This is a genomic window from Flavobacteriales bacterium (assembly GCA_016715895.1).
Classification (GTDB): domain Bacteria; phylum Bacteroidota; class Bacteroidia; order Flavobacteriales_F; family PHOS-HE28; genus PHOS-HE28.
This window is the reverse complement of record JADJXH010000003.1, coordinates 713,853-732,259: the sequence shown is the minus strand read 5'-3', so window position 1 is coordinate 732,259 and position 18,407 is coordinate 713,853. Positions and strand designations below refer to the sequence as shown.

19 protein-coding genes are annotated in these 18,407 nt (G+C 66.2%); 11 read left to right on the top strand and 8 right to left on the bottom strand.

Annotated elements, in window-relative coordinates:
* Positions 1-5: 5 nt before the first annotated feature.
* The 5 genes from IPM49_03380 to IPM49_03360 all read left to right on the top strand — a co-directional run bounded on the left by IPM49_03380 (position 6) and on the right by IPM49_03360 (position 4,611).
* Entirely contained in the window at positions 6-605 is a 600-nt protein-coding gene (locus tag IPM49_03380) for a hypothetical protein (GenBank protein MBK9273567.1), read from the top strand.
* Between the two features lie 27 nt (positions 606-632).
* A complete protein-coding gene (locus IPM49_03375; GenBank protein ID MBK9273566.1) occupies positions 633-1,658 on the top strand; it encodes a bifunctional oligoribonuclease/PAP phosphatase NrnA in 1,026 nt (341 codons plus the stop codon).
* A complete protein-coding gene (locus IPM49_03370; GenBank protein MBK9273565.1) occupies positions 1,655-2,188 on the top strand; it encodes an FKBP-type peptidyl-prolyl cis-trans isomerase in 534 nt (177 codons plus the stop codon). The genes IPM49_03375 and IPM49_03370 overlap by 4 nt, the downstream gene beginning before the upstream one ends.
* The gene (locus tag IPM49_03365) at positions 2,185-3,069 is read left to right on the top strand and encodes an FKBP-type peptidyl-prolyl cis-trans isomerase (protein MBK9273564.1); all 885 of its coding nucleotides are present in this window, start codon (positions 2,185-2,187) and stop codon (positions 3,067-3,069) included. Before IPM49_03370 ends, IPM49_03365 begins: the two co-directional genes overlap by 4 nt.
* 96 nt (positions 3,070-3,165) lie before the next feature.
* Positions 3,166-4,611 carry a hypothetical protein gene (locus IPM49_03360; protein MBK9273563.1) on the top strand — a complete coding sequence of 482 codons (1,446 nt, stop codon included), beginning with the start codon at positions 3,166-3,168 and terminating at the stop codon, positions 4,609-4,611.
* Here IPM49_03360 and IPM49_03355 read toward each other — a convergent pair whose 3' ends face one another.
* The 3 genes from IPM49_03355 to dnaA all read right to left on the bottom strand — a co-directional run bounded on the left by IPM49_03355 (position 4,612) and on the right by dnaA (position 7,302).
* Positions 4,612-5,322 (bottom strand): SAM-dependent methyltransferase, encoded by a 711-nt coding sequence (locus IPM49_03355; protein ID MBK9273562.1) that lies wholly within the window; start codon positions 5,320-5,322, stop codon positions 4,612-4,614. It abuts the gene before it with no gap.
* Positions 5,312-5,776: a low molecular weight phosphotyrosine protein phosphatase gene (locus IPM49_03350; protein ID MBK9273561.1), complete on the bottom strand. Its 465-nt coding sequence runs from the start codon at positions 5,774-5,776 to the stop codon at positions 5,312-5,314. The genes IPM49_03355 and IPM49_03350 overlap by 11 nt, the downstream gene beginning before the upstream one ends.
* Positions 5,777-5,871: 95 nt before the next feature.
* Positions 5,872-7,302, bottom strand: a complete 1,431-nt coding sequence (dnaA, locus tag IPM49_03345) for a chromosomal replication initiator protein DnaA (protein ID MBK9273560.1) — start codon at positions 7,300-7,302, stop codon at positions 5,872-5,874.
* A 385-nt stretch (positions 7,303-7,687) separates the two neighbouring features.
* Here dnaA and IPM49_03340 point away from each other — a divergent pair, with 385 nt between their 5' ends.
* Positions 7,688-8,101 (top strand): acyl-CoA thioesterase, encoded by a 414-nt coding sequence (locus IPM49_03340; protein ID MBK9273559.1) that lies wholly within the window; start codon positions 7,688-7,690, stop codon positions 8,099-8,101.
* On the opposite strand, the gene IPM49_03335 is transcribed toward IPM49_03340, so the two are convergent.
* Genes IPM49_03335 through ribD form a run of 3 tightly spaced genes read right to left on the bottom strand, consistent with a single transcriptional unit; the run spans position 8,083 to position 10,585 of the window.
* On the bottom strand, positions 8,083-8,694 hold the full coding sequence (locus IPM49_03335) for a YigZ family protein (GenBank protein ID MBK9273558.1): 612 nt from the start codon (positions 8,692-8,694) through the stop codon (positions 8,083-8,085). The genes IPM49_03340 and IPM49_03335 overlap by 19 nt on opposite strands.
* Positions 8,691-9,539: a DMT family transporter gene (locus IPM49_03330; protein ID MBK9273557.1), complete on the bottom strand. Its 849-nt coding sequence runs from the start codon at positions 9,537-9,539 to the stop codon at positions 8,691-8,693. The genes IPM49_03335 and IPM49_03330 overlap by 4 nt, the downstream gene beginning before the upstream one ends.
* Positions 9,527-10,585 (bottom strand): bifunctional diaminohydroxyphosphoribosylaminopyrimidine deaminase/5-amino-6-(5-phosphoribosylamino)uracil reductase RibD, encoded by a 1,059-nt coding sequence (ribD, locus tag IPM49_03325; protein ID MBK9273556.1) that lies wholly within the window; start codon positions 10,583-10,585, stop codon positions 9,527-9,529. The genes IPM49_03330 and ribD overlap by 13 nt, the downstream gene beginning before the upstream one ends.
* Before the next feature lie 83 nt (positions 10,586-10,668).
* Between ribD and prmC the strand changes: the two genes are divergently transcribed.
* From prmC to IPM49_03305, 4 genes are read left to right on the top strand one after another with little or no spacing between them, the layout of a single operon-like run.
* The gene (gene prmC / locus IPM49_03320) at positions 10,669-11,526 is read left to right on the top strand and encodes a peptide chain release factor N(5)-glutamine methyltransferase (GenBank protein ID MBK9273555.1); all 858 of its coding nucleotides are present in this window, start codon (positions 10,669-10,671) and stop codon (positions 11,524-11,526) included.
* A 15-nt stretch (positions 11,527-11,541) separates the two neighbouring features.
* The gene (gene ligA, locus IPM49_03315) at positions 11,542-13,563 is read left to right on the top strand and encodes an NAD-dependent DNA ligase LigA (protein MBK9273554.1); all 2,022 of its coding nucleotides are present in this window, start codon (positions 11,542-11,544) and stop codon (positions 13,561-13,563) included.
* Positions 13,560-14,129: a hypothetical protein gene (locus IPM49_03310; protein ID MBK9273553.1), complete on the top strand. Its 570-nt coding sequence runs from the start codon at positions 13,560-13,562 to the stop codon at positions 14,127-14,129. The genes ligA and IPM49_03310 overlap by 4 nt, the downstream gene beginning before the upstream one ends.
* A gap of 18 nt (positions 14,130-14,147) precedes the next feature.
* Entirely contained in the window at positions 14,148-15,041 is an 894-nt protein-coding gene (locus tag IPM49_03305) for a 4-hydroxy-tetrahydrodipicolinate synthase (protein MBK9273552.1), read from the top strand.
* Positions 15,042-15,092: 51 nt separating this feature from the next.
* On the opposite strand, the gene IPM49_03300 is transcribed toward IPM49_03305, so the two are convergent.
* On the bottom strand, positions 15,093-16,328 hold the full coding sequence (locus tag IPM49_03300; protein MBK9273551.1) for an ATP-binding protein: 1,236 nt from the start codon (positions 16,326-16,328) through the stop codon (positions 15,093-15,095).
* Between the two features lie 148 nt (positions 16,329-16,476).
* Between IPM49_03300 and IPM49_03295 the strand changes: the two genes are divergently transcribed.
* The gene (locus tag IPM49_03295) at positions 16,477-17,088 is read left to right on the top strand and encodes a 3'-5' exonuclease (GenBank protein ID MBK9273550.1); all 612 of its coding nucleotides are present in this window, start codon (positions 16,477-16,479) and stop codon (positions 17,086-17,088) included.
* Here IPM49_03295 and IPM49_03290 read toward each other — a convergent pair.
* Positions 17,085-18,386 (bottom strand): serine hydrolase, encoded by a 1,302-nt coding sequence (locus IPM49_03290; GenBank protein ID MBK9273549.1) that lies wholly within the window; start codon positions 18,384-18,386, stop codon positions 17,085-17,087. The genes IPM49_03295 and IPM49_03290 overlap by 4 nt on opposite strands.
* Between the last annotated feature and the right edge of the window lie 21 nt (positions 18,387-18,407).

Below are 18,407 nucleotides of genomic sequence, written 5' to 3'. Positions count from 1 at the left end.
TGGTCATGCCGACCCTGAAGAACCTGTCGACCGCCGCCCTTCTGATGGCCGCGACCATCGTGAACGCCCAGTACAACTGTGGCGACTATCACAAGTTCAACTGCGAACGCTCCGCCGATACCCGGTTCTCGCTCAACGGACAGAGCAAGAGCGCCAGCGTGCAGGTGGGAAGACCCACCGAGCTCAACATCATCGTCTATGGTGGGCAGGATTATCGCATCTCCTTCTGCTACGATGAGAAGATCATCGGCGACCACGTGGTGGCCCGCCTGGTGGAGAAGGTGCGCGTGCCCCGCGAACAGGACGTGGAGGTGGTGGAGAAGGAGGAGCTGCGCGATGCCAATGGCCAGCCCACCGGGGAGTTCAAGGATGTGAAGCGCATGGTGCGCAAGACCGTGTTCGAGGACGAACGGAAGGTCCTGTGGGACAACACCGAGCATGAGCTGGCCCAGGAGGTCGAGTTCTCCGCGGCCACCACCAAGCGCCTTGTGGTGGAGGTGATGGCCCCCGGTGCCGCCGAGCAGAAAGGCCGGGCCAAGGGCCTCGACATCGGCTGCGTGGGCATCCTCATCGAGCACATGCCCACGCCCAACCTGGGGTTCTGAGCCACAGGGCCGGGCTACCTTTGGCCCATGTCCTTTGTACACCGTGACCATCCCGGTCTGTTGCGGCTTCAGGCCCTGCTTGAAGGCCATCGGCGTTGTGCGATCGTCACGCATTACAATCCCGACGGGGACGCCATGGGCTCGTCGCTCGGCCTGGCGCACGTCCTGCGCCACATGGGCCACACCGTGCAGGTGGTGCTGCCCAACGCTCCGCCGCCCTTTCTCCGCTGGATGCCTGGTGCAGGTGATTGCATCGCCGCGGACACCGCGGCGGACCGCTGCCGCGCCACCATCGCCGAGGCCGAGATCCTGTTCTGCCTCGACTTCAACCGGCCCGATCGGGCCGGCATGCTCGAGGATGCCGTCCGAACCGCCCGCCAGCGCGTCCTGATCGACCACCATCAGCGGCCCGACATCGACGCCGTGGTGGCCTTCAGCGACACCGCCTCATGCGCCACCAGCCAGATGGTGGTGGACCTGCTGGTGGCCCTCGGCCAGGAACACCTCATCGATCCGGACGCCGCCACCTGCCTCTACACAGGCATCATGACCGACAGCGGATCGTTCCGGTTCTCGAGCACCACCCCGCACACCCTGCGGATGGCCGCCCTGCTCATGGAGCGCGGTGCCGTGCCCGACCGCATCCACGGGGCCGTGATGGATGACCATACCGAACAACGCATGCGCCTGATGGGCTTCATGCTCGCCGAGCGAATGACGGTGCTCCAGGACCTGGGCGTCGTGGTGCTGGTGCTGCGCGGCGAGGACCTGAAGCGCTTCGGGTTCAGACCTGGGGACACCGAGGGCTTCGTCAACCTCGGCCTCAGCATGCGTGGCATCCGCCTCTCGGCCTTCTTCCTCGAGCGCCCCGATCGGATCAAGATCAGTCTCCGGTCAAAGGGGACGCTCCCTGTGGACGGCCTGCTCGCCGAGCACTTCCACGGGGGCGGGCACGTCAACGCCGCCGGGGGGCATTGCGAAGGCCCCATCGATGCATGCGTGCAGCGCTTCATGGAACTGCTCCCCGCCCATATCCAGGCCCACCCGGCATGACCCGCCTGCTTTCGGCCGCCCTGCTCCTGTTCACTTCCTGTACCGGAGGAGATGCGCCTCCCGCGCGCACCGGCGGCGGCGATCAACGCAAGGCGCCGGCCTATGTGAAGGAGAACCAGGAGGCCAACCGCATCGAGGCGCGTGACCTGGTCAATTACGCGGCGCGCCACGGCCTTCGCACGCGCGTGTCGGGCACCGGTGTCCATCACCAACTGCTGCGCGACATGCCCGGCGATACGGCACGGCCCGGTCAGTGGGTGGCGATGAACTATCGCATGGAACTGCTCAATGGCACGACCTGCAGCGCCTCTGAACCCGGTCGGCCGGAGTCCTTTCAGGTTGAGTTGGATCACGTGGAGAGCGGATTGCACGAGGCCGTGCAGCACCTGTCCCCGGGTGACAGTGCGGTGATCCTCATCCCAAGCTATCGGGCGCATGGACTCGTCGGCGACATGGACAAGGTTCCGCCGCGCAGTTCCGTCGTGTACCACATCGGCGTGATCTCCCTGTCCGGACCACGTGACCGATGAGGCCCGTGTGCATCGTCGGGGCCCTGGCCGTGGTACTGAGCGCATGCGATCGAGCGCCGTACGCGGGCTACAAGGAGGTGGCGCCCGGCGTGTACTTCCGCCTGCTCGGCCTCGGCGGCTCGGACACCGCCCTTTCCGCGGATGACTCGGTGCTGCTGCGTCTCCGTGCGTCGGAGGTCGGCGGCGATCCGGGGTCCCTGTTCAGCACCCAGCGCTGGTATGCGGTCCACGATCTCCGGCAGGGGGCCTGGGTGCCGGCGCTCGATCGCGTGCACCCCGGCGACAGCACCAGCATCATCCTTCAGGCCGACGGACTTCCCTGGACGGTGCTGTCGCCTGCTGGGCGGATGAACCCGCCCGACACGGTCATGGTACAGGTCGAGCTCACGGTGATGGAGTCCTTGACGCCACTGATGCAGCGCGTACGGGCCGAGGCCAGGCGGGCGCTGGACCCCGAAGGCGCCGAGCGCCGCGAACTGGCCGCGTTCCTCTCCGCGTCATCGGAGGCATGGACGCGATGGGGTACGAGCGACCTGTACTTCACCCTTGGACCAGGGGCCGGGGACACCGCAAGGGTCCGTGCCGGTGACCGCGTGTCCATCAGCTATGTGGGCTCACGGCTCGACGGCGGTGAGCCTTTCGATGAGAGCGACCGCCATGGACAACCGTTCACGTTCCGCTTCGGAGATCCCGATCAGGTCCTGCCCGGCATCGAAGTGGCGGTGAGCCTGCTTCGGCCCGGTCAGCACGGTCGTTTCGTCCTGCCATCGTCCATGGCCTTCGGCGGGAAGGGGGTGCCGCAGGTGGTGCGTCCCCATGAGCCCGTGCTGTACAGCGTACATCTGGTGGCCGTGGAACGTGGCCCCGATCGGGGAACCTGACCGCTCCATCTCCGTATGAGGGCCGGCGGCTCACCGAACGCCGCCATCCGCTCGACCACGCTGGTCCGCAGTACGTACGCGTGGTCTTTTTGGTCCATGAGCCGCCCGCTTCGCACCATAACGTGTCTGCTGCTGTTCGTCTCCATCACGGTGCGGGCCCAGGAACAAGTCGGCCTGGTGCATGGCAACTGGTCGGGTCCGGATGCGCTCACGCTCGACCCGACGCGCAGCGCCGGACAATGGCCCTATGCGAGCATCCGTCTCGCCGGCGCGGACCTCTTCGCCTGGAACGACCTTGTGGCGCTGAACGGCGAGGATCACAGCCTGCTCCGCGAGGTGCGCAATGGCGTCCGCGGTGAGGCCCCGGCGGAGATCATCCTTCGCGGATCGCTGCGTGGCGATGCGAAACAGGGCGCCGTGCTGCTGAACTTGGCCGGGCCTGCGTTCAGCCTTGGGACGGGACGACATGGCTTCGGGGTCGGCCTGCGCACACGCAGCATGATGAGCATCACCGGTGTCAGCCCGCACATGGGGCGCTTCATCGTCCATGGGCTCGATCATCGGCCGCAGCACGGCCAGCGGTACCGCGATGAGCATCTCCGCGCCATCGCCGCCGCGTGGTCCGAACTGTCGGTCAACTACGCGCACATCGTGCGCGCCTCGGGTTTCGGCATCTGGAAGGTCGGTGCTTCGTTGAGGTGGCAGGTGCCGCACGCCGGGGCGGCTCTCCGCCTCGATGTGCTCGACTACACCGTGCTGGACACCATGCGCGCCGAGGTCCACGAGGTGAGCGGCGCCTATGGGGTGGCCATGCCCGCAGGGGTGGCCGGTTCCGGATGGGGGGCGGACCTCGGCATCAGCTACGAACGCACGCTGGAGGAAGCGGACGGGTATTCACCGCATCGGGCCTCGAACGGCTGCACGGCGATCCCGTACCGGTACCGGGTCTCCGCGTCCATCATCGACCTCGGTGGCATGCGCTTCAACAACGCGCTCGCCGGATCGGTGGGGTCCGGGTCGCTCCTGTTCCCCGACCACGGGAACGTGCAGGTCCAGGGACCCGAAGGCGTGGACAGCCTGTTCGCCGCCGCCGGTGACCACACCTCCAACGGTCGGTTCCGCATCGGCAATCCCACCGCGGCCGTGCTCCTGTTCGATCAGCGTCTGCTGGACCGCACCCATGTCGGTGTCGCCTGGGTGCAGCAGCTCAGTGCGCGCCGCGGCGACCGCCTTCGCCGGCCCAACTCCCTGTCCATCACGCCCCGCTACGAGTCCCGTTGGTTCGAGGCCGCTGTTCCGGTCGTGTTCCACGAGTACGGCTGGCGGCGGCCCTCGGTGGGCCTCATGCTCCGCTTCAGCGATATCGTTGTGGGCTCCGACCATGTGCTGCCCTTCCTGTTCCGCCCCGATGTGGACGCCGTTGACCTCTATCTGCGTGTTCGGGTCACCATCCAGCGCAGCCCGTTCTGCAAGGGACGGCGGAAGCCGGGCCGTCGGCACGTGCCCGGGAGCGGGGAGGCCCTTCCCTGCCTGATGCCGTGATCAGCGGCCCAGGGCGAAGACCGTCCGCCGGTCCTTCAAGGCCGGTGGGTCCGTCCGCCACGCATTCACCGTGCGCGTGCGAAGCAGCACATCGGGCTGCATCAGTTCGGCCGCGATGCAGAGCCGAAGGCCACCATCCACGGTCCGCAGCAGTTCGGCCAGCAGGGCGTCGTTGCGGTACGGGGTCTCGATGAAGAGCTGTGTTCGTCCCGTGCGCTGCGCATCCTGGGCGATGGAGCGAAGCGCTCGCCGACGGTCCTCGGCTTCACGTGGGAGGTACCCGTGGAACACGAAGTGCTGTCCGTCCAGGCCGGAGGCCGCCAGGGTCAGCAGGAGGGAGGAAGGACCCGGATGGGGGCGCACTTCAATGTTCATCCGGTGGGCCCAGGCCACGAGCCGGGCACCCGGGTCGGCGATGCACGGCATGCCCGATTCGCTCAACACCGCGGCCGCACCGGAGCGGCGCACGAGCTCCGCATAGCGTCGCACCGTGGCCTCGTCCGTGTCCTTGTCGAGCACATGCAGCTCGACGCGGTCCAGTGCGAACCCGGGATCCATGCGTCGCAGCGCCCGTCGTGCGCTGCGCTCATGCTCCACGAAGAAGGTGCGCACCTGCCGCACCACCTCGAGGCTCATCGGTGTCAGCTGCTCGGTGCCACCGGCCTCGCCCAGCCATACGGGGATCAGGTGCAGGGTGGCTTCAGCGGCCATGGCGGATGTGCGCGATCAGTCCGGCCACCGCCTCGTCAAGCATCCGGAACACCTCATTGAAGCCTTCATCACCACCGTAGTAGGGATCGGGCACCTCGCGCAGGGGGTGGTCGGGTGCGAAGTCCATGATTAGCATCGCTTTGGCTCGCAGCGCCTCGGTGGGGGCCAGGGCACGCAGGTCGCGCAGGTTGGCCGCGTCCATCGCCAGCAGCAGGTCGAACCGCTCGAAGTCCGCCGCGACGACCTGTCGTGCGCGCAGGTCGCTGATGTCGATGCCATGCCGGCGCATGGCGTCCTGTGCGCGCCGATCGGGCGCATCGCCGATGTGGAAATGGCTCGTTCCGGCCGAGTCGGTGGCGATGGTGAGCCCTGTGGCCGCGGCGCGATGGTGCAGGACGCCTTCGGCCATGGGGCTGCGGCAGATGTTGCCAAGACAAACGGTGAGTATCCTCATCTGATGGGTGAGCGGGGTGTGGCGGTCCTCCGGTACGAAGGTGCTCCAAGAAAAAGCCCCCGCTCTGGCGGGGGCTTCCTCGGTATCAACGCACCCTAGTGGATGCTCAGCTTCTTCTCAAGGTCCTCCAGGTAGCTGCGGAACTGCTTGTCCGTCTCCTGCAGGTTGTTCACCGTGCGGCAGGCATGAAGGACCGTTGCGTGGTCCTTGCCGCCGCAGTGGGCACCGATGCTGGCCAGGGAGCTCTTGGTCATCTTCTTGGCGAAGTACATCGCGATCTGCCGGGCCTGGACCACCTCACGCTTGCGCGTCTTGCTCTTGAGCAGCTCGATCGGCAGGTCGAAGTAGTCGCACACCACCTTCTGGATGTAGTCGATCGACACCTCGCGCGCGGTGTTCTTCACGAACTTGTCGATCATCTGCTTGGCCAGGTCCAGCGTCACCGCCTTCTTGTTCAGCGAGCTCTGCGCGATGAGGCTGATCATCGCCCCCTCCAGTTCGCGGATGTTGGTGGTGATGCTGTAGGCGAGGTATTCGACCACCTCCTTGGGCAGGTCGATGCCTTCCGCGTACATCTTCTTCTGCAGGATGGCGATGCGGGTCTCGAGGCCGGGCGTCTGCAGGTCGGCGCTCAGGCCCCACTTGAAGCGCGACAGCAGCCGCTGCTCCATGCCCTGCATCTCCACGGGCGCCTTGTCGCTGGTGATCACCAGCTGCTTGCCGGATTGGTGCAGGTGGTTGAAGATGTGGAAGAACACGTCCTGCGTCTTCTCCTTGCCGGCCAGGAACTGCACATCGTCGATGATCAGCACGTCCATCATCTGATAGAACTGGCTGAAGTCGTTGACCGTGTTGTTCTTGACCGCCTCGATGAACTGCTGCGTGAACTTCTCGGCCGGCACGTACAGGATGGTCTTCTCCGGATGGTGCCGCTTGATCTCGATGCCGATGGCGTGGGCCAGGTGCGTCTTGCCGAGGCCCACCCCGCCGTAGACGAGCAACGGATTGAAGGCGGTGCCGCCGGGCTTCTGCGCCACGGCGTATCCAGCACTGCGGGCCAATCGGTTGCAGTCCCCCTCGATGAAGTTCTCGAAGGAGTAGTTGGGGTTCAGGTGGCTCTCGACCTTGATCTTCTTGAGGCCGGGAATGATGAACGGGTTCTTGATCGGGCTGTTCGCCACATCGATCGGCAGGCTCACGGCGGGGTTCTTCACCTCACGCGCATTGCTCGTGGGCACCTTCACCGTGTACGGGTTCGCGCTTGGGAAGCTGTTCTCCATGATGATGGAGTACTCCAGCCGCCCTTCGGCGCCCAGCTCCTTGCGGATGATCTTCTTCAGCAGCCCGATGTAATGTTCCTCCAGCCATTCGTAGAAGAACTGCGAGGGTACTTGGATCGTAAGGACATGATCCTGCAGCTTCAGCGCCCGGATCGGTTCGAACCAGGTCTTGAAGCTCTGCGGGCTCACGTTGTCCTTGATCACCTCCAGGCACCGCTCCCAGATCCTCTCGTGGTCTTTCTTCATGGGCGGTCGTCGGGGTTGGGGATGCGTGTTGTCCGATGCGCCGATCCGCTGTAACCGTTGATGCTGAAGGGTTCCAGCGAAGCGGGCGACAAATATGGACCGAAACGAGTGAAAAAAAAAGGTGAAGTGCGCTTGACGGAAAGGAAAATAATCGCCTCACTACCGGGGCGGGTTCCGAACGCGTGCACCCCTTGCCCCACGCGGCGTCCATGCAGGGCGCCGCACCGCCGCCCACCTTCCGTCCCAGTGGCCTGCACCCACCCGAACACGGTCATCCACCGACCGCCTCGTCGCAGCGTGCCGCACACCTGTCCGTTCATGCTCCGCATCCACCCGAAAGGTACGGGGGGCGGAGGGCCCGTCGCAAGCACCCTACCTTGACCGCATGTTCGAGCACCGTTGCCAGTTGCGCGTCCGCTACGGCGAGACGGACCGCATGGGCTATCTGTACTACGGCGACTATGCCGAGTACTTCGAGGTGGGCCGCGTGGAGGCCTTGCGCAGCCTGGGGTTCTCCTATCGCCGCATCGAGGATGAGGGTGTGCTTCTGCCGGTGCGCGACCTGAACGTGCGGTATCACGCGCCGGCCCACTATGATGACCTGCTCACGCTCGTCACCCGCATCCGCGAACGGCCGTCCGTGCGCATCATCTTCGACTACGAGGTGTGCGACGAACGAGGGTCGCTGTTGACGGAGGCCTCCACCACGCTCGTGTTCGTGGACAGGCTCACCCGTCGTCCGCGTCGCACACCGGAGGACCTCCTCGCTGCGCTCTCGCCTTACTTCCCGCCGGGCTGATCGCCGAACAGGACCCCGCGCACCGACCAGTTCTTGCGGAAGACCGGGATCACCGAGGACGGGAGCAGCACATCCATGCGGCAGCGCTCCTCGTACGAGGCGAGCACGATCTCGCCATCCGCCTGAAGCACCGCTGCGCGCAACGCACCTGCAAGCGCGTGGTCGCACCGGACCGTGAGCGGCAGCCTCACCACCCGTTCGATGACGGGCGCCGCTTGAAGCGCAAGCTGCGCCGCCTCCCCGTAGGCGCGCACAAGCCCGCCCTTTCCCAGGAGCGTGCCGCCGAAGTAGCGCACCACCACCACCGCGGCGAACGTGAGGCCCGCTGCATGGATGCGTCGAAGGATCGGGCGTCCCGCAGTGCCCTGCGGCTCGCCGGCATCGTTCGCACGCTCACGTTCACCATCCGTTCCGAGCACCCAGGCGTAGCAATGGTGGCGCGCATCGTGATGGATCCGGGCCAGGCGGTCCGCCTCGCTCCGGAAGGCGTCCTCATCCGCGATCGCAAAGGCGTAGGCCAGGAACCGGCTGGCCTTCTCCCGGATGGCGGCCTCCCCGGGGCCGGCGAGGGTGCGGTACCGGTCCTTGCTCATGCCAGAAGGATGAACACCATCGCGATCATCGCCGTGGCGATGCCGGCCAGCTGCAGCGGGCGTGGGCGTTCATGGAAGAGGACCGCGCTGCCCAACGTTCCGAACAGGATCACACCGATGTTCATCAGGGGGAATACACTGCTTCCGGGAAGGCCGCTGTTCGCGAGCGCCTTCACCATGAAGTACAGGCTTCCATAGTTCACTGCGCCCAGCAGCAGGCCCGCCACCCAGGTGCGGGGATCACCGAACGCCCGATGCTCGTTGCGGGCCGCTGCCCAACCGAGGCCGAGCACCCCGGCCATGCCGAAGATCATCGTGGGAAGCACCGCTTCGGTGAGCGCCGTGGTCCGTTCGCGTTGTGTCCACGCCAGTCCGATGTCGATCGCCGCGTTGCCCACGAAGAGCAGCACGGGCAGTGACCAGGCCCGTCCAGCGCTGCGGCCATCCTTGCTCCAGGAGCTCAGCACCACACCGGCCAACGCCAACGCGATGCCCACAAGCCCCAAGGGCCCCTGCCTTTCCCCGAAATACACCACGGTGAAGGTCACCGTGAGCACCAGGCTCATTTTGCTCGCCACCGTGGTGGCCGCGATACCGGCCCGCTGGGCCGAGGAGCCGGTGAGGTAGAAGACCGTGATGAAAAGAGCGCTCAGGAGGAACGACGGCATCCACAACGGGCCCAGGTCACCCGCCGCCCACGGGCGGGATATCGCCAGTCCGCACAACAGGGCGACGACGTAGTTGATGACGATCGCGGGCAGCAAGGCGATCCTCCGCCGTTCGAACGATCTGAAGATCAGGAACAGCAGCGCCATGAACACCGCGGTGAGGGTCACCAGCACCATGACTCCCCGGGATTGGTGCCGTTCACGAACAGGTCGAGCCGGTCGGCGCCGATCCGCAGCGATCGCGCAGGAGCCTTGGGAATGCGGGGCGCCGGAGTGCCGGCACCGAACACCATCGACCCCGTGATCTCGCGCGCCTCGTCCCACAGGCCCCGCTGCAGGAAGTGCCCCAGCAGCGTCGCCCCGCCCTCCACCAACACGGAGCGGATGCTCCTGCGGTGGAGTTCGGCAAGCATGGTGTCCAAGGGGTCGGCGGCCATGGGGACGAAGACCTGCTCGGTGCGCACATCGGCCCGCGGACGTTGCGTGAACAGCAGGGTAGGCGCGGAACCGTCGAACACCCTCGAGCCCGAGGGGGCGCGTTCCGTCCGGTCCAGGATGATGCGCAGTGGCTGTCGTCCTTCCACATGGCGCACCGTCAAGGAGGGGTCGTCGTTCTCCACCGTGCGGCCCCCCACGAGAATGGCTTGTTCCTCCGTCCGCCAGCGATGCACGAGCACGTCCGTGGCCGGTGAACTGATGCGCTGCACCCTTCGCTCACTGCGGGGGTGCCGGTCGAGGAAGCCGTCCGTTGACCGGGCCCACTTGAGCACGATGTACGGGCGCTCCTGCTCCACGCTCGTGAGGAACCGGCGGTTCATCCATCGGGCTTCGGCCTCGTGCAGCCCCACGTCCACGCGTACGCCGGCCGCGCGGAGCCGCTCGATCCCGCGACCTGCGACCTGCGGGAACGGGTCGGGGTGGGCGACCACCACATGCCGCACCCCACGCGCGATGAGCAGGTCGGCACAGGGCGGGGTGCGTCCATGATGGGCGCAGGGCTCCAGGTTCACGAACAGCACGGCATCCGCGGGCACAGGACCTTCACCGAAGGCGTTCAGGCACTCCACCTCGGCGTGCGGCCGCCCCGCCGCGTGGTGCCAGCCTTCCGCCAGCACCTTCCCGTCCCGCACCAGCACGGCGCCCACCATCGGGTTCGGTGCGGCCGAGCCCGCGCCAAGGCGCGCCAGGTCCAAACATCGCTCCATGAAGAGGTCGTCGCGCATCTGCTCGGATGGGGCCGGGCGGCCTCCGGTCGGGGGGCGCCCTGGCGCGCGAAGATGCGACGGGCGCGGGCGATCTTTGCGCCGTGCGCATCCCCACCAACACCGTCGGTGCCGTCATCGACCTGTACCAACAGGACCTGGGCGGGCGCCATCCGGCGTCGGAGGTGCGCGCCATCGTCGAGGCGGTGTTCCACCATCACCTGGCGTGGGACAGGGCCCGGCTGCTCGCTGAACGCGATGCCACGCTCAGCGAGAGCGAGCTGCTGCGCGTCTACCTGCCGCTGAAGCGGCTGCGCTGCGGAGAGCCGCTCCAATACGTGCTCGGCAGCACCACCTTCCATGGGCTCACCATCGAGGTGGGGCCGGCAGTGCTCATCCCCAGGCCGGAGACCGAGGAGCTCGTGGACCTGATCATGAGATCGGTCCAGCACCCTGCACGCATCGTTGACGTGTGCACCGGAAGTGGGTGCATCGCACTGGCCCTCAAACGGCGGTTCCCCCAGGCCGAGGTGCATGGGCTCGACGTGAGCAGGGCCGCACTTGAGGTCGCCCGACGCAACGCGGAGCGCAATGACCTTGGCGTGATCTGGACCGTGGCGGACGTGCTCGATGAGCGGTGCATGCTACCCGGCGCCGCCGATCTGGTGGTGAGCAATCCGCCATATGTGCCTCTTGCGGAGGCGGGCACGCTCGACCCGCATGTGCGCGAGCATGAACCCGCACTGGCGCTTTTCGTGGATGACGAGGACCCCATCCGGTTCCACCGGGCCATCGCGCAACAGGCCTCTGTCGCACTGGTCCCCGGCGGGACCCTTTGGTTCGAAGGGCACCATCGCACCATCGACCGGGTCCCGCCCATGCTGGAGACGATGGGCTATCGCGAAGCCGTGCTCCTCCACGACCTCAGTGGCGCTCCCCGTTTCGTGCGCGCCATCCGTTAACCCTCCGATCATCCCATGCACCACACCGCGGACGTCGAGCGCATCAAGCAGCTGCGTGAGGAGCTTGAGCTGCACAACCACCGCTACTATGTCCTGGCCGCGCCCACCATCAGCGATCAGGAGTTCGACCGCCTGCTCGCGGAACTGGAACGCCTGGAGGCCGCACACCCCGAGCTGGCCGACCCCAACAGTCCCACGCAGCGGGTCGGAGGCGACATCACGAAGAACTTCCCGGTGGTGGCCCATCGCGCTCCGATGCTGTCGCTGAGCAACTCCTACAGCCGCGAGGAGGTGGCCGAGTTCGTGGCCCGGGTGGAGAAGAGCGTGGGCCGCACGCGGTACACCATGGAGCTGAAGTACGATGGCGTGGCGATCAGCCTGACGTACCGCGATGGCGAGCTGCTCCGCGGGGTGACGCGCGGCGATGGGGAGAAGGGGGAGGAGATCACGGCCAACATCCGCACCGTGCGTGCCATTCCCCTGAGATTGCAGGGCGACGGCTGGCCGGCGGAGTTCGAAGCGCGCGGGGAGATCATCTTCACCAGGGAACGGTTCGCCAGGCTCAATGCCGAACGCGAGCGGGCGGGGGAGGAGCTGTACGCCAACCCCCGGAACACCGCCGCGGGCACGCTGAAGAACCAGGATCCCAAGCTGGTGGCCGCACGCGGACTGGACAACTTCATCTATACCCTGCAAGGCGACGATCTGCCCCGGCGGAGTCATTACGCCAACATGATGATGGCCCGCGAATGGGGCTTCAAGACCCCGCCTCCGGAGCGTCGCTTCATCGAGCAGGCGGACGATGTGGACGGCATCATGGCCTTCATCGATCATTGGGACCGGGCGCGCCACGGCATCGAGTTCATCATCGATGGGATCGTGGTGAAGGTGGACGACTTGGATGTGCAGGAGGAACTGGGCCTCACGGCCAAGAGCCCCCGCTGGGCCATTGCCTACAAGTTCCAGGCGGAGCAGGCGATCACCAGGCTCAACGGGGTCACCTTCCAGGTGGGGCGCACGGGTGCGGTGACCCCCGTGGCCGAACTGGAGCCTGTGCTGCTCGCCGGAACCACGGTGAAGCGGGCCTCGCTCTTCACCAACGCCGATCAGCTGGAGCGGCTCGATCTGCACCTGGGCGACACGGTGAGGGTTGAAAAGGCGGGGGAGATCATCCCCCAGGTGGTGGGGGTGGAGAAGGAGCATCGCCTTCCGCACGCACAGAGGGTCAGCTTTCCGCACGATTGTCCGGAATGCGCCACGCCATTGATCCGCCTGGAGGGCGAGGCCCAGCACTACTGCCCCAATGAACACCAGTGCCCGCCCCAGATCACCCGCCGCATCGAGCATTTCGTGGCGCGCAAGGCCATGGACATCGAGGGGCTGGGCGGCGAAACGGTGGATGAACTGTACCGCGCCGGTCTCATTCGCAATGTGGCCGATCTGTACGACCTCACCATCGAGCAGCTGCTGGCCCTGGGCAAGGGCTGGGGGGAGAAGAGCGCGCGCCAGGTGGTGGAGGGCGTGGCGGCCAGCAAGGCGGTGCCCTTCGAGCAGGTCCTGTTCGCCCTGGGGATCCGTCACGTCGGGGAGACCGTGGCCAGGAAGATCGCCCGTGCCGTGGGCACCGTCGACCGGCTGATGACCATGACCAGGGAGGAGCTCACCGCCATTGACGAAGTGGGGGAGGTGATCGCCGAGAGCATCCTCGACTTCTTCGCCGTCGCGGGCAACCGCGCGGTGATCGAGCGGTTGCGCAAGGCCGGTGTTCAGTTCGAAGGCACCGCCGCGGCCCGTCCGGTGAGCGACAGGCTGGCGGGCAAAAGCATCGTGGTGTCCGGCGTTTTCCGCACCTTCAGCCGCGACGGCATCAAGGAGGCCATCGAACGTCACGGCGGCAAGGTGAGCGGTTCCATCAGCAAGAAGACGACCTTTGTGGTCGCCGGTGCCGACATGGGACCCGCCAAACGCGCCAAGGCCGATGAGCTCGGTGTACCGGTGATCGACGAGGATGAGTTCAGCCGCATGATCGGGCAATGAAGCTGTTCGACCGCATCAAGGAATGGCTCGGCAGGCGCCGGCTCATCCAAGGGTCCGCCCAGGACCGCCGCCCCGTGGCCCGCAACCTGGCGGATGCCGCCAAGGTGGGCATCGTCTATCATGCCCGCGATGAACAGACCCACCAGCAGGTGCGCAATTATGTGAAGAAGATCAAGGAGGAGCTCGGGATCCACCGCATCAGTGCCTTGGGCTTCGTGGATGCCAAGGACCTTCCGTACTACATGGCCCCCAAGCTCCACTTCGATGCCTTCTGCCAGAAGGAGCTCAACTGGTATCGCATCCCTTCCGGCAACACGGTCAGCAACTTCATCACCGAGGAGTTCGAGGTCCTCATCGACCTCACCCTGGAGGACATCCTGCCCCTGCAGTACATCGTCGCCAAAAGCCGGGCCCGGTTCAAGGTGGGCCGGTTCGGTGAGTCCAACAGGCACTTCCTCGACATGATGATCGACATGGCCGGTGCCAACAGCCTTCCGCAGTTCATCGCGCAGGTGGACCGCTACCTGCTGATGATCAACCGCTCCCATCAACCCTCCCTCAACTAGCGGCATCGCCGCATGTGCATGGACGACCGATTCCGTGGCCTCGGGGTGGCCCTCGTGACCCCCTTCCTGCCCAAAGGCAACATCGACTACGCCGGCCTTGAACGCCTCATCGAGCACCAGATCGCCGGCGGCGTGGACTATGTGGTGAGCATGGGCACCACCGGTGAGAGCGTCACCCTCACCAAGGCGGAGAAGAAGGAACTGCTGGCGCAGACCATCGGCTTCGTCCGCAACCGCGTGCCCGTGGTGCTGGGCGTGGGCGGCAACAACACGGCCGAGGTCATCGAAGCGCTGGGGGACTTCGACATGGACGGTGTGGACGCCATCCTGAGCGTGAGCCCCTATTACAACAAGCCCACGCAGGAGGGCATCTACCAGCACTACAAGGCCATCGCCCAGGTGGCCCTGCGGCCCATCATCCTGTACAACGTGCCCGGCCGCACCGCCAGCAACATGACGGCCGAGACCACCCTGCGGCTGGCCAGGGACCTCAAGAACATCATCGCCATCAAGGAGGCCAGCGCCAACCTGGACCAGATGGGCCGCATCCTCAAGCACAAGCCGAAGGAATTCATGCTCATCAGTGGCGACGATGCGCTCACCCTGCCCATCATCGCCATGGGCGGCTCGGGTGTGATCAGCGTGGTGGGCAACGCACTGCCCCAGGAGTTCAGCACCCTGGTGAACGCAGCTCTGAAGGGCGATCTGGAGACCGCCCGCCGCGAGCACCTGCGCCTCATCGAGGTCATCGACCTGCTCTTCGTGGAGGGCAATCCCGGCGGCATCAAGGAGGCGTTGAAGATGCTCGGCATCTGTGGGAACACGGTGCGGCTGCCGCTGGTGAACGTGAGCGAGGCCACCTCCAAGAAGCTGTACCAGGCCCTGGCGGACGCGGAGGTGGTGAAGCTGTAAGCGTTGTCATGTGGCTGGAAATTCGCCACAGCGTGGCGAATTTCCAGCAGCCTACCACTCCCATAACGCGCTCAGCGGCACGGCGTGGAGGTCCTTGTCGAACGGCGTGATGCCCAGGCCCGGGTGCAGCAACAGCCCCCGAAGCCACTTTCCGCCAGCCACTTCCCGCAGATGCTTCAGCCCGGCCACATCGTTGCTGCCCACGGCCATGGCGGCCTTCACCTCGATGCCCACGATCCGCCCCTTGCCGTCCTCCAGCACGATGTCCACCTCACGGCCGGCTTCGGTGCGGAAGTGGTAGGCCTTCACCCGCACCTTGCTCCACCCGGCCAGCTTCCGTAGTTCGTTCAGCACGAAGGTCTCCAGCAAGGGCCCGAAGGACGGGCTGTGAAGGATGTCCGCCGGCTTGTGGATGCCCGCAAGGTGCGCCGCGAAGCCGCTGTCGGCCAGGTGCAGCTTGGGGGCCTTCACCAGCCGCCTGCCCCGGTGCGCGTGCCAGGCCTCCAAGGGTGTGCTCAGGAAGGTGGCCTCCAGCAGGGCCATGTATCGCCGCATGGTGCTGTGGGGGATGTCCAATGTCCGTGACAGGTCCGCCAGGTTCAGCAGACCACTGCTCCGCGCGGCCAATGCCTGCAGCAGCCGGGGCAGGTCGGCGAGCCCGGTGATGTTGCTGATGTCCCTCACATCCCGCTGAAGGATGCTGGTGATGTAGGCGCCGTACCAGGCATCCCGCCGGGCCGGGTCCTTCCGGGTCATCACCTCCGGGTACCCCCCGGCGATCACCCGTGCGGCGATCTGCTTGCGCTCCAGGACCGTGGGGGCCGTCATCTTCGGCCTGGCCGCGAAGACCTGGTCGATGAAGGTGCTCTTCCGGCCCGCCAGTTCGTCCTGCGCGAAGGGGTGAAGGGGAAGGATCTCCATCCGTCCGGCCAGGGAGTCGCCCAGCCTGGGCAGCACCAGCACGTTGGCGCTGCCGGTGAGCAGGAACCGCCCCGGCTTCCGGTCCCGGTCCACTGCGGCCTTGATGGCCCGGAAGATGTTCGGCGCGTTCTGCACCTCGTCGATCACCGCCAGCCTGCCCAGCCCCTGGATGAAGGCGGGCGGGTCGTTCAGGGCGGCCTCCAACGTCGGGTGGTCATCCAGCGTCACGTACCGGGCTGCCCGTTCCCGTGCGATGGCCTTGACCAGCGTGGTCTTGCCGGTCTGCCGCGCGCCGTGCACCAGTACCACCGGGGTGTCCCTCAGCGCGATATCCACGGCATGCCTCAGGTTCCTGGACCGGTCCATGCCGCGAAGATAGCCGAGGTCATGCGGATATTGGCCATCAGGTGGCTGGAAATTCGCCACGACGTGGCGAATTTCCAGCCACCGGGAGCGGTGCGCCCCGGGGCACAGTGCTGGAAGGCACGCCCCGTGCTACCTTGTCATCGCTCGCATGGACTTCCTCGCCCTCGACTTCGAGACCGCCACTGCACGGCCCGACAGCCCTTGCGAACTGGGCATCGCCGTGGTGCGCGGCGGCGTGGTGCGCGACGTGCGCAACTGGCTCATCAAGCCGCCCCAGTGGCCCTTCTTCAGCCCGCACAACATCGCCGTGCACGGCATCCGCCCCGAGCATGTCGCCGATGCGCCCACCTGGCCCGCCATCTGGCCCGAAGTGGACGACCTCCTGCGCGACCGCATGGTGGTGGCCCACAACGCCGCCTTCGACATGAACGTGTTGCGTAGCACCCTTGGCGCTCATGGCATCGCCTTCACCCCCTTCGAGTACTTCTGCAGCGTCAGCATGGCCCGCAAGGTCTGGCCGGGCCATCGCTCCTACGGGCTCTCGGCCATGTGCGCCCACCATGGGATCCCCCTGCGGCACCACCGCGCAGGCAACGACGCCGAGGCCACGGCCGAACTGGTGCTGCGCGCGATCGGCGACCGCCCCTGGTTCGACATCACGCAGTTCCTGCACACCAACCGGGTCCGCATCGGGGCCTTCCTTCCTGGTGCACATCGTACCCCCGGTGGCAAGCTCGTTCCGGTGGAGGCGCTGCGCTAGTGCTTGAGGAAACGACGCACCAGCGGACGTTCGCCCCGGATCCGCACCACGTATGTGCCGGTGGCCAGATCCGATATATCGAGGTCTTCGCCCGCCCAACGCACAGGGATGGAACGGCCCAGCTCATCCAGCAGCTCCAGGTCTTCGCGCACCATTCCGGAAGGCAGCGCCACCCGCAGCAGGTCGGTGGCCGGGTTGGGGTGAAGGCCCCATCCATCCCCAGGCCCCTGCTCAACCACGGCGGTGGCGCAGGGAAGTTGCTCGATCAACTGCCAGATCTCATTGTTGAAGATGGTGGCCACGGACAGGGAGCCGTACGCTTCGTTGCCCATGCGCACCACCACCATGTTGCGGCTCGGCACCACGTTCAGCAGCTGATCGTTCTTGCCCAACCCACAGATCATGTCCGCCGGCGCGTCCGGCATGGCCGGGCCCGGGAACACGAATTGCAGGCCGGGTAGCATGAACGAAGGCTGTCCGTTCAACCACCACAGGTAGCCGTAGCTCTCATTCAGTCCCTGGGAAGGGGTCGTCATCGCGTTGAAATAGGCCGTGTCATGCAGGATGGTGTCGTTCGCCCATACCCCGCGGTTCAAGGCCAGCAGACCGAACCGCGCCATGCTGCGCGCCCGGCTGAAGTACACGTTGTTATAGCCCAGGGGCAGCCACAGGCCGTCCATCCCGATCCTGTTCCGGATGCGGGTGTTGAAGTAGTTGCTGAAACTGGTTCCGGTCGCGTTCGCGATCACATCGTCCAGCAGGGTGTATGGCGCATTGTGGTAGGCCCAACGGGTGCCCGCATCGGCCAGATACTGCAGGCAGGCCGGGTCCGTGCAGTCGTCATCGGGCACGCCATCGTCCAGGCCACTGGTCATCGTCAGTTGGTTCCACACGGTGATCTGCGCCTCCTGCGGTGGGCTGCAGTTCGTCCACCCCGTGCCCAGGTAGGTGCTGCTGGGCTGGTTGAGGTCCACGAACCCTTCCTCCTGCGCAATGCCGGTGAGCATCGCTGTCAGCGTCTTCCCCGCACTGGCCCAGTACCACAGGCTGTCCTGGGTGAAGGTGCCGTAATAGTGCTCCAGCACGATCTTCCCGTCCTTCAGGATCAGGAAGGCTTTGGTGTTCCGCGATCCCACGAAGTCGATCAGGTTGTCAATGCGGTCGGGGCACCAACCCAGGGCCGAAGGGCTCAGCGTGTCCCACGCACCGGGACCGATGGGAGGGAAGTAGAGGGACTGACCGGTGAGCGGACCGGCACCGAGCAGGACGAGGCCGGCGGAGAGGATCGCGTGGTGCATGAGCCTTGGACGTCCGTGCCG

Bases quoted from the DNA above. Each gene is read 5' to 3' on its own strand.
- IPM49_03380 (MBK9273567.1), top strand. From the start codon at position 6: ATGCCGACCCTGAAGAACCTGTCGACCGCCGCCCTTCTGATGGCCGCG.
- IPM49_03375 (MBK9273566.1), top strand. From the start codon at position 633: ATGTCCTTTGTACACCGTGACCATCCCGGTCTGTTGCGGCTTCAGGCC.
- IPM49_03370 (MBK9273565.1), top strand. From the start codon at position 1,655: ATGACCCGCCTGCTTTCGGCCGCCCTGCTCCTGTTCACTTCCTGTACC.
- IPM49_03365 (MBK9273564.1), top strand. From the start codon at position 2,185: ATGAGGCCCGTGTGCATCGTCGGGGCCCTGGCCGTGGTACTGAGCGCA.
- IPM49_03360 (MBK9273563.1), top strand. From the start codon at position 3,166: ATGAGCCGCCCGCTTCGCACCATAACGTGTCTGCTGCTGTTCGTCTCC.
- IPM49_03355 (MBK9273562.1), bottom strand. From the start codon at position 5,322: ATGGCCGCTGAAGCCACCCTGCACCTGATCCCCGTATGGCTGGGCGAG.
- IPM49_03350 (MBK9273561.1), bottom strand. From the start codon at position 5,776: ATGAGGATACTCACCGTTTGTCTTGGCAACATCTGCCGCAGCCCCATG.
- dnaA (MBK9273560.1), bottom strand. From the start codon at position 7,302: ATGAAGAAAGACCACGAGAGGATCTGGGAGCGGTGCCTGGAGGTGATC.
- IPM49_03340 (MBK9273559.1), top strand. From the start codon at position 7,688: ATGTTCGAGCACCGTTGCCAGTTGCGCGTCCGCTACGGCGAGACGGAC.
- IPM49_03335 (MBK9273558.1), bottom strand. From the start codon at position 8,694: ATGAGCAAGGACCGGTACCGCACCCTCGCCGGCCCCGGGGAGGCCGCC.
- IPM49_03330 (MBK9273557.1), bottom strand. From the start codon at position 9,539: ATGGTGCTGGTGACCCTCACCGCGGTGTTCATGGCGCTGCTGTTCCTG.
- ribD (MBK9273556.1), bottom strand. From the start codon at position 10,585: ATGCGCGACGACCTCTTCATGGAGCGATGTTTGGACCTGGCGCGCCTT.
- ligA (MBK9273554.1), top strand. From the start codon at position 11,542: ATGCACCACACCGCGGACGTCGAGCGCATCAAGCAGCTGCGTGAGGAG.
- IPM49_03310 (MBK9273553.1), top strand. From the start codon at position 13,560: ATGAAGCTGTTCGACCGCATCAAGGAATGGCTCGGCAGGCGCCGGCTC.
- IPM49_03305 (MBK9273552.1), top strand. From the start codon at position 14,148: ATGGACGACCGATTCCGTGGCCTCGGGGTGGCCCTCGTGACCCCCTTC.
- IPM49_03300 (MBK9273551.1), bottom strand. From the start codon at position 16,328: ATGGACCGGTCCAGGAACCTGAGGCATGCCGTGGATATCGCGCTGAGG.
- IPM49_03295 (MBK9273550.1), top strand. From the start codon at position 16,477: ATGGACTTCCTCGCCCTCGACTTCGAGACCGCCACTGCACGGCCCGAC.
- IPM49_03290 (MBK9273549.1), bottom strand. From the start codon at position 18,386: ATGCACCACGCGATCCTCTCCGCCGGCCTCGTCCTGCTCGGTGCCGGT.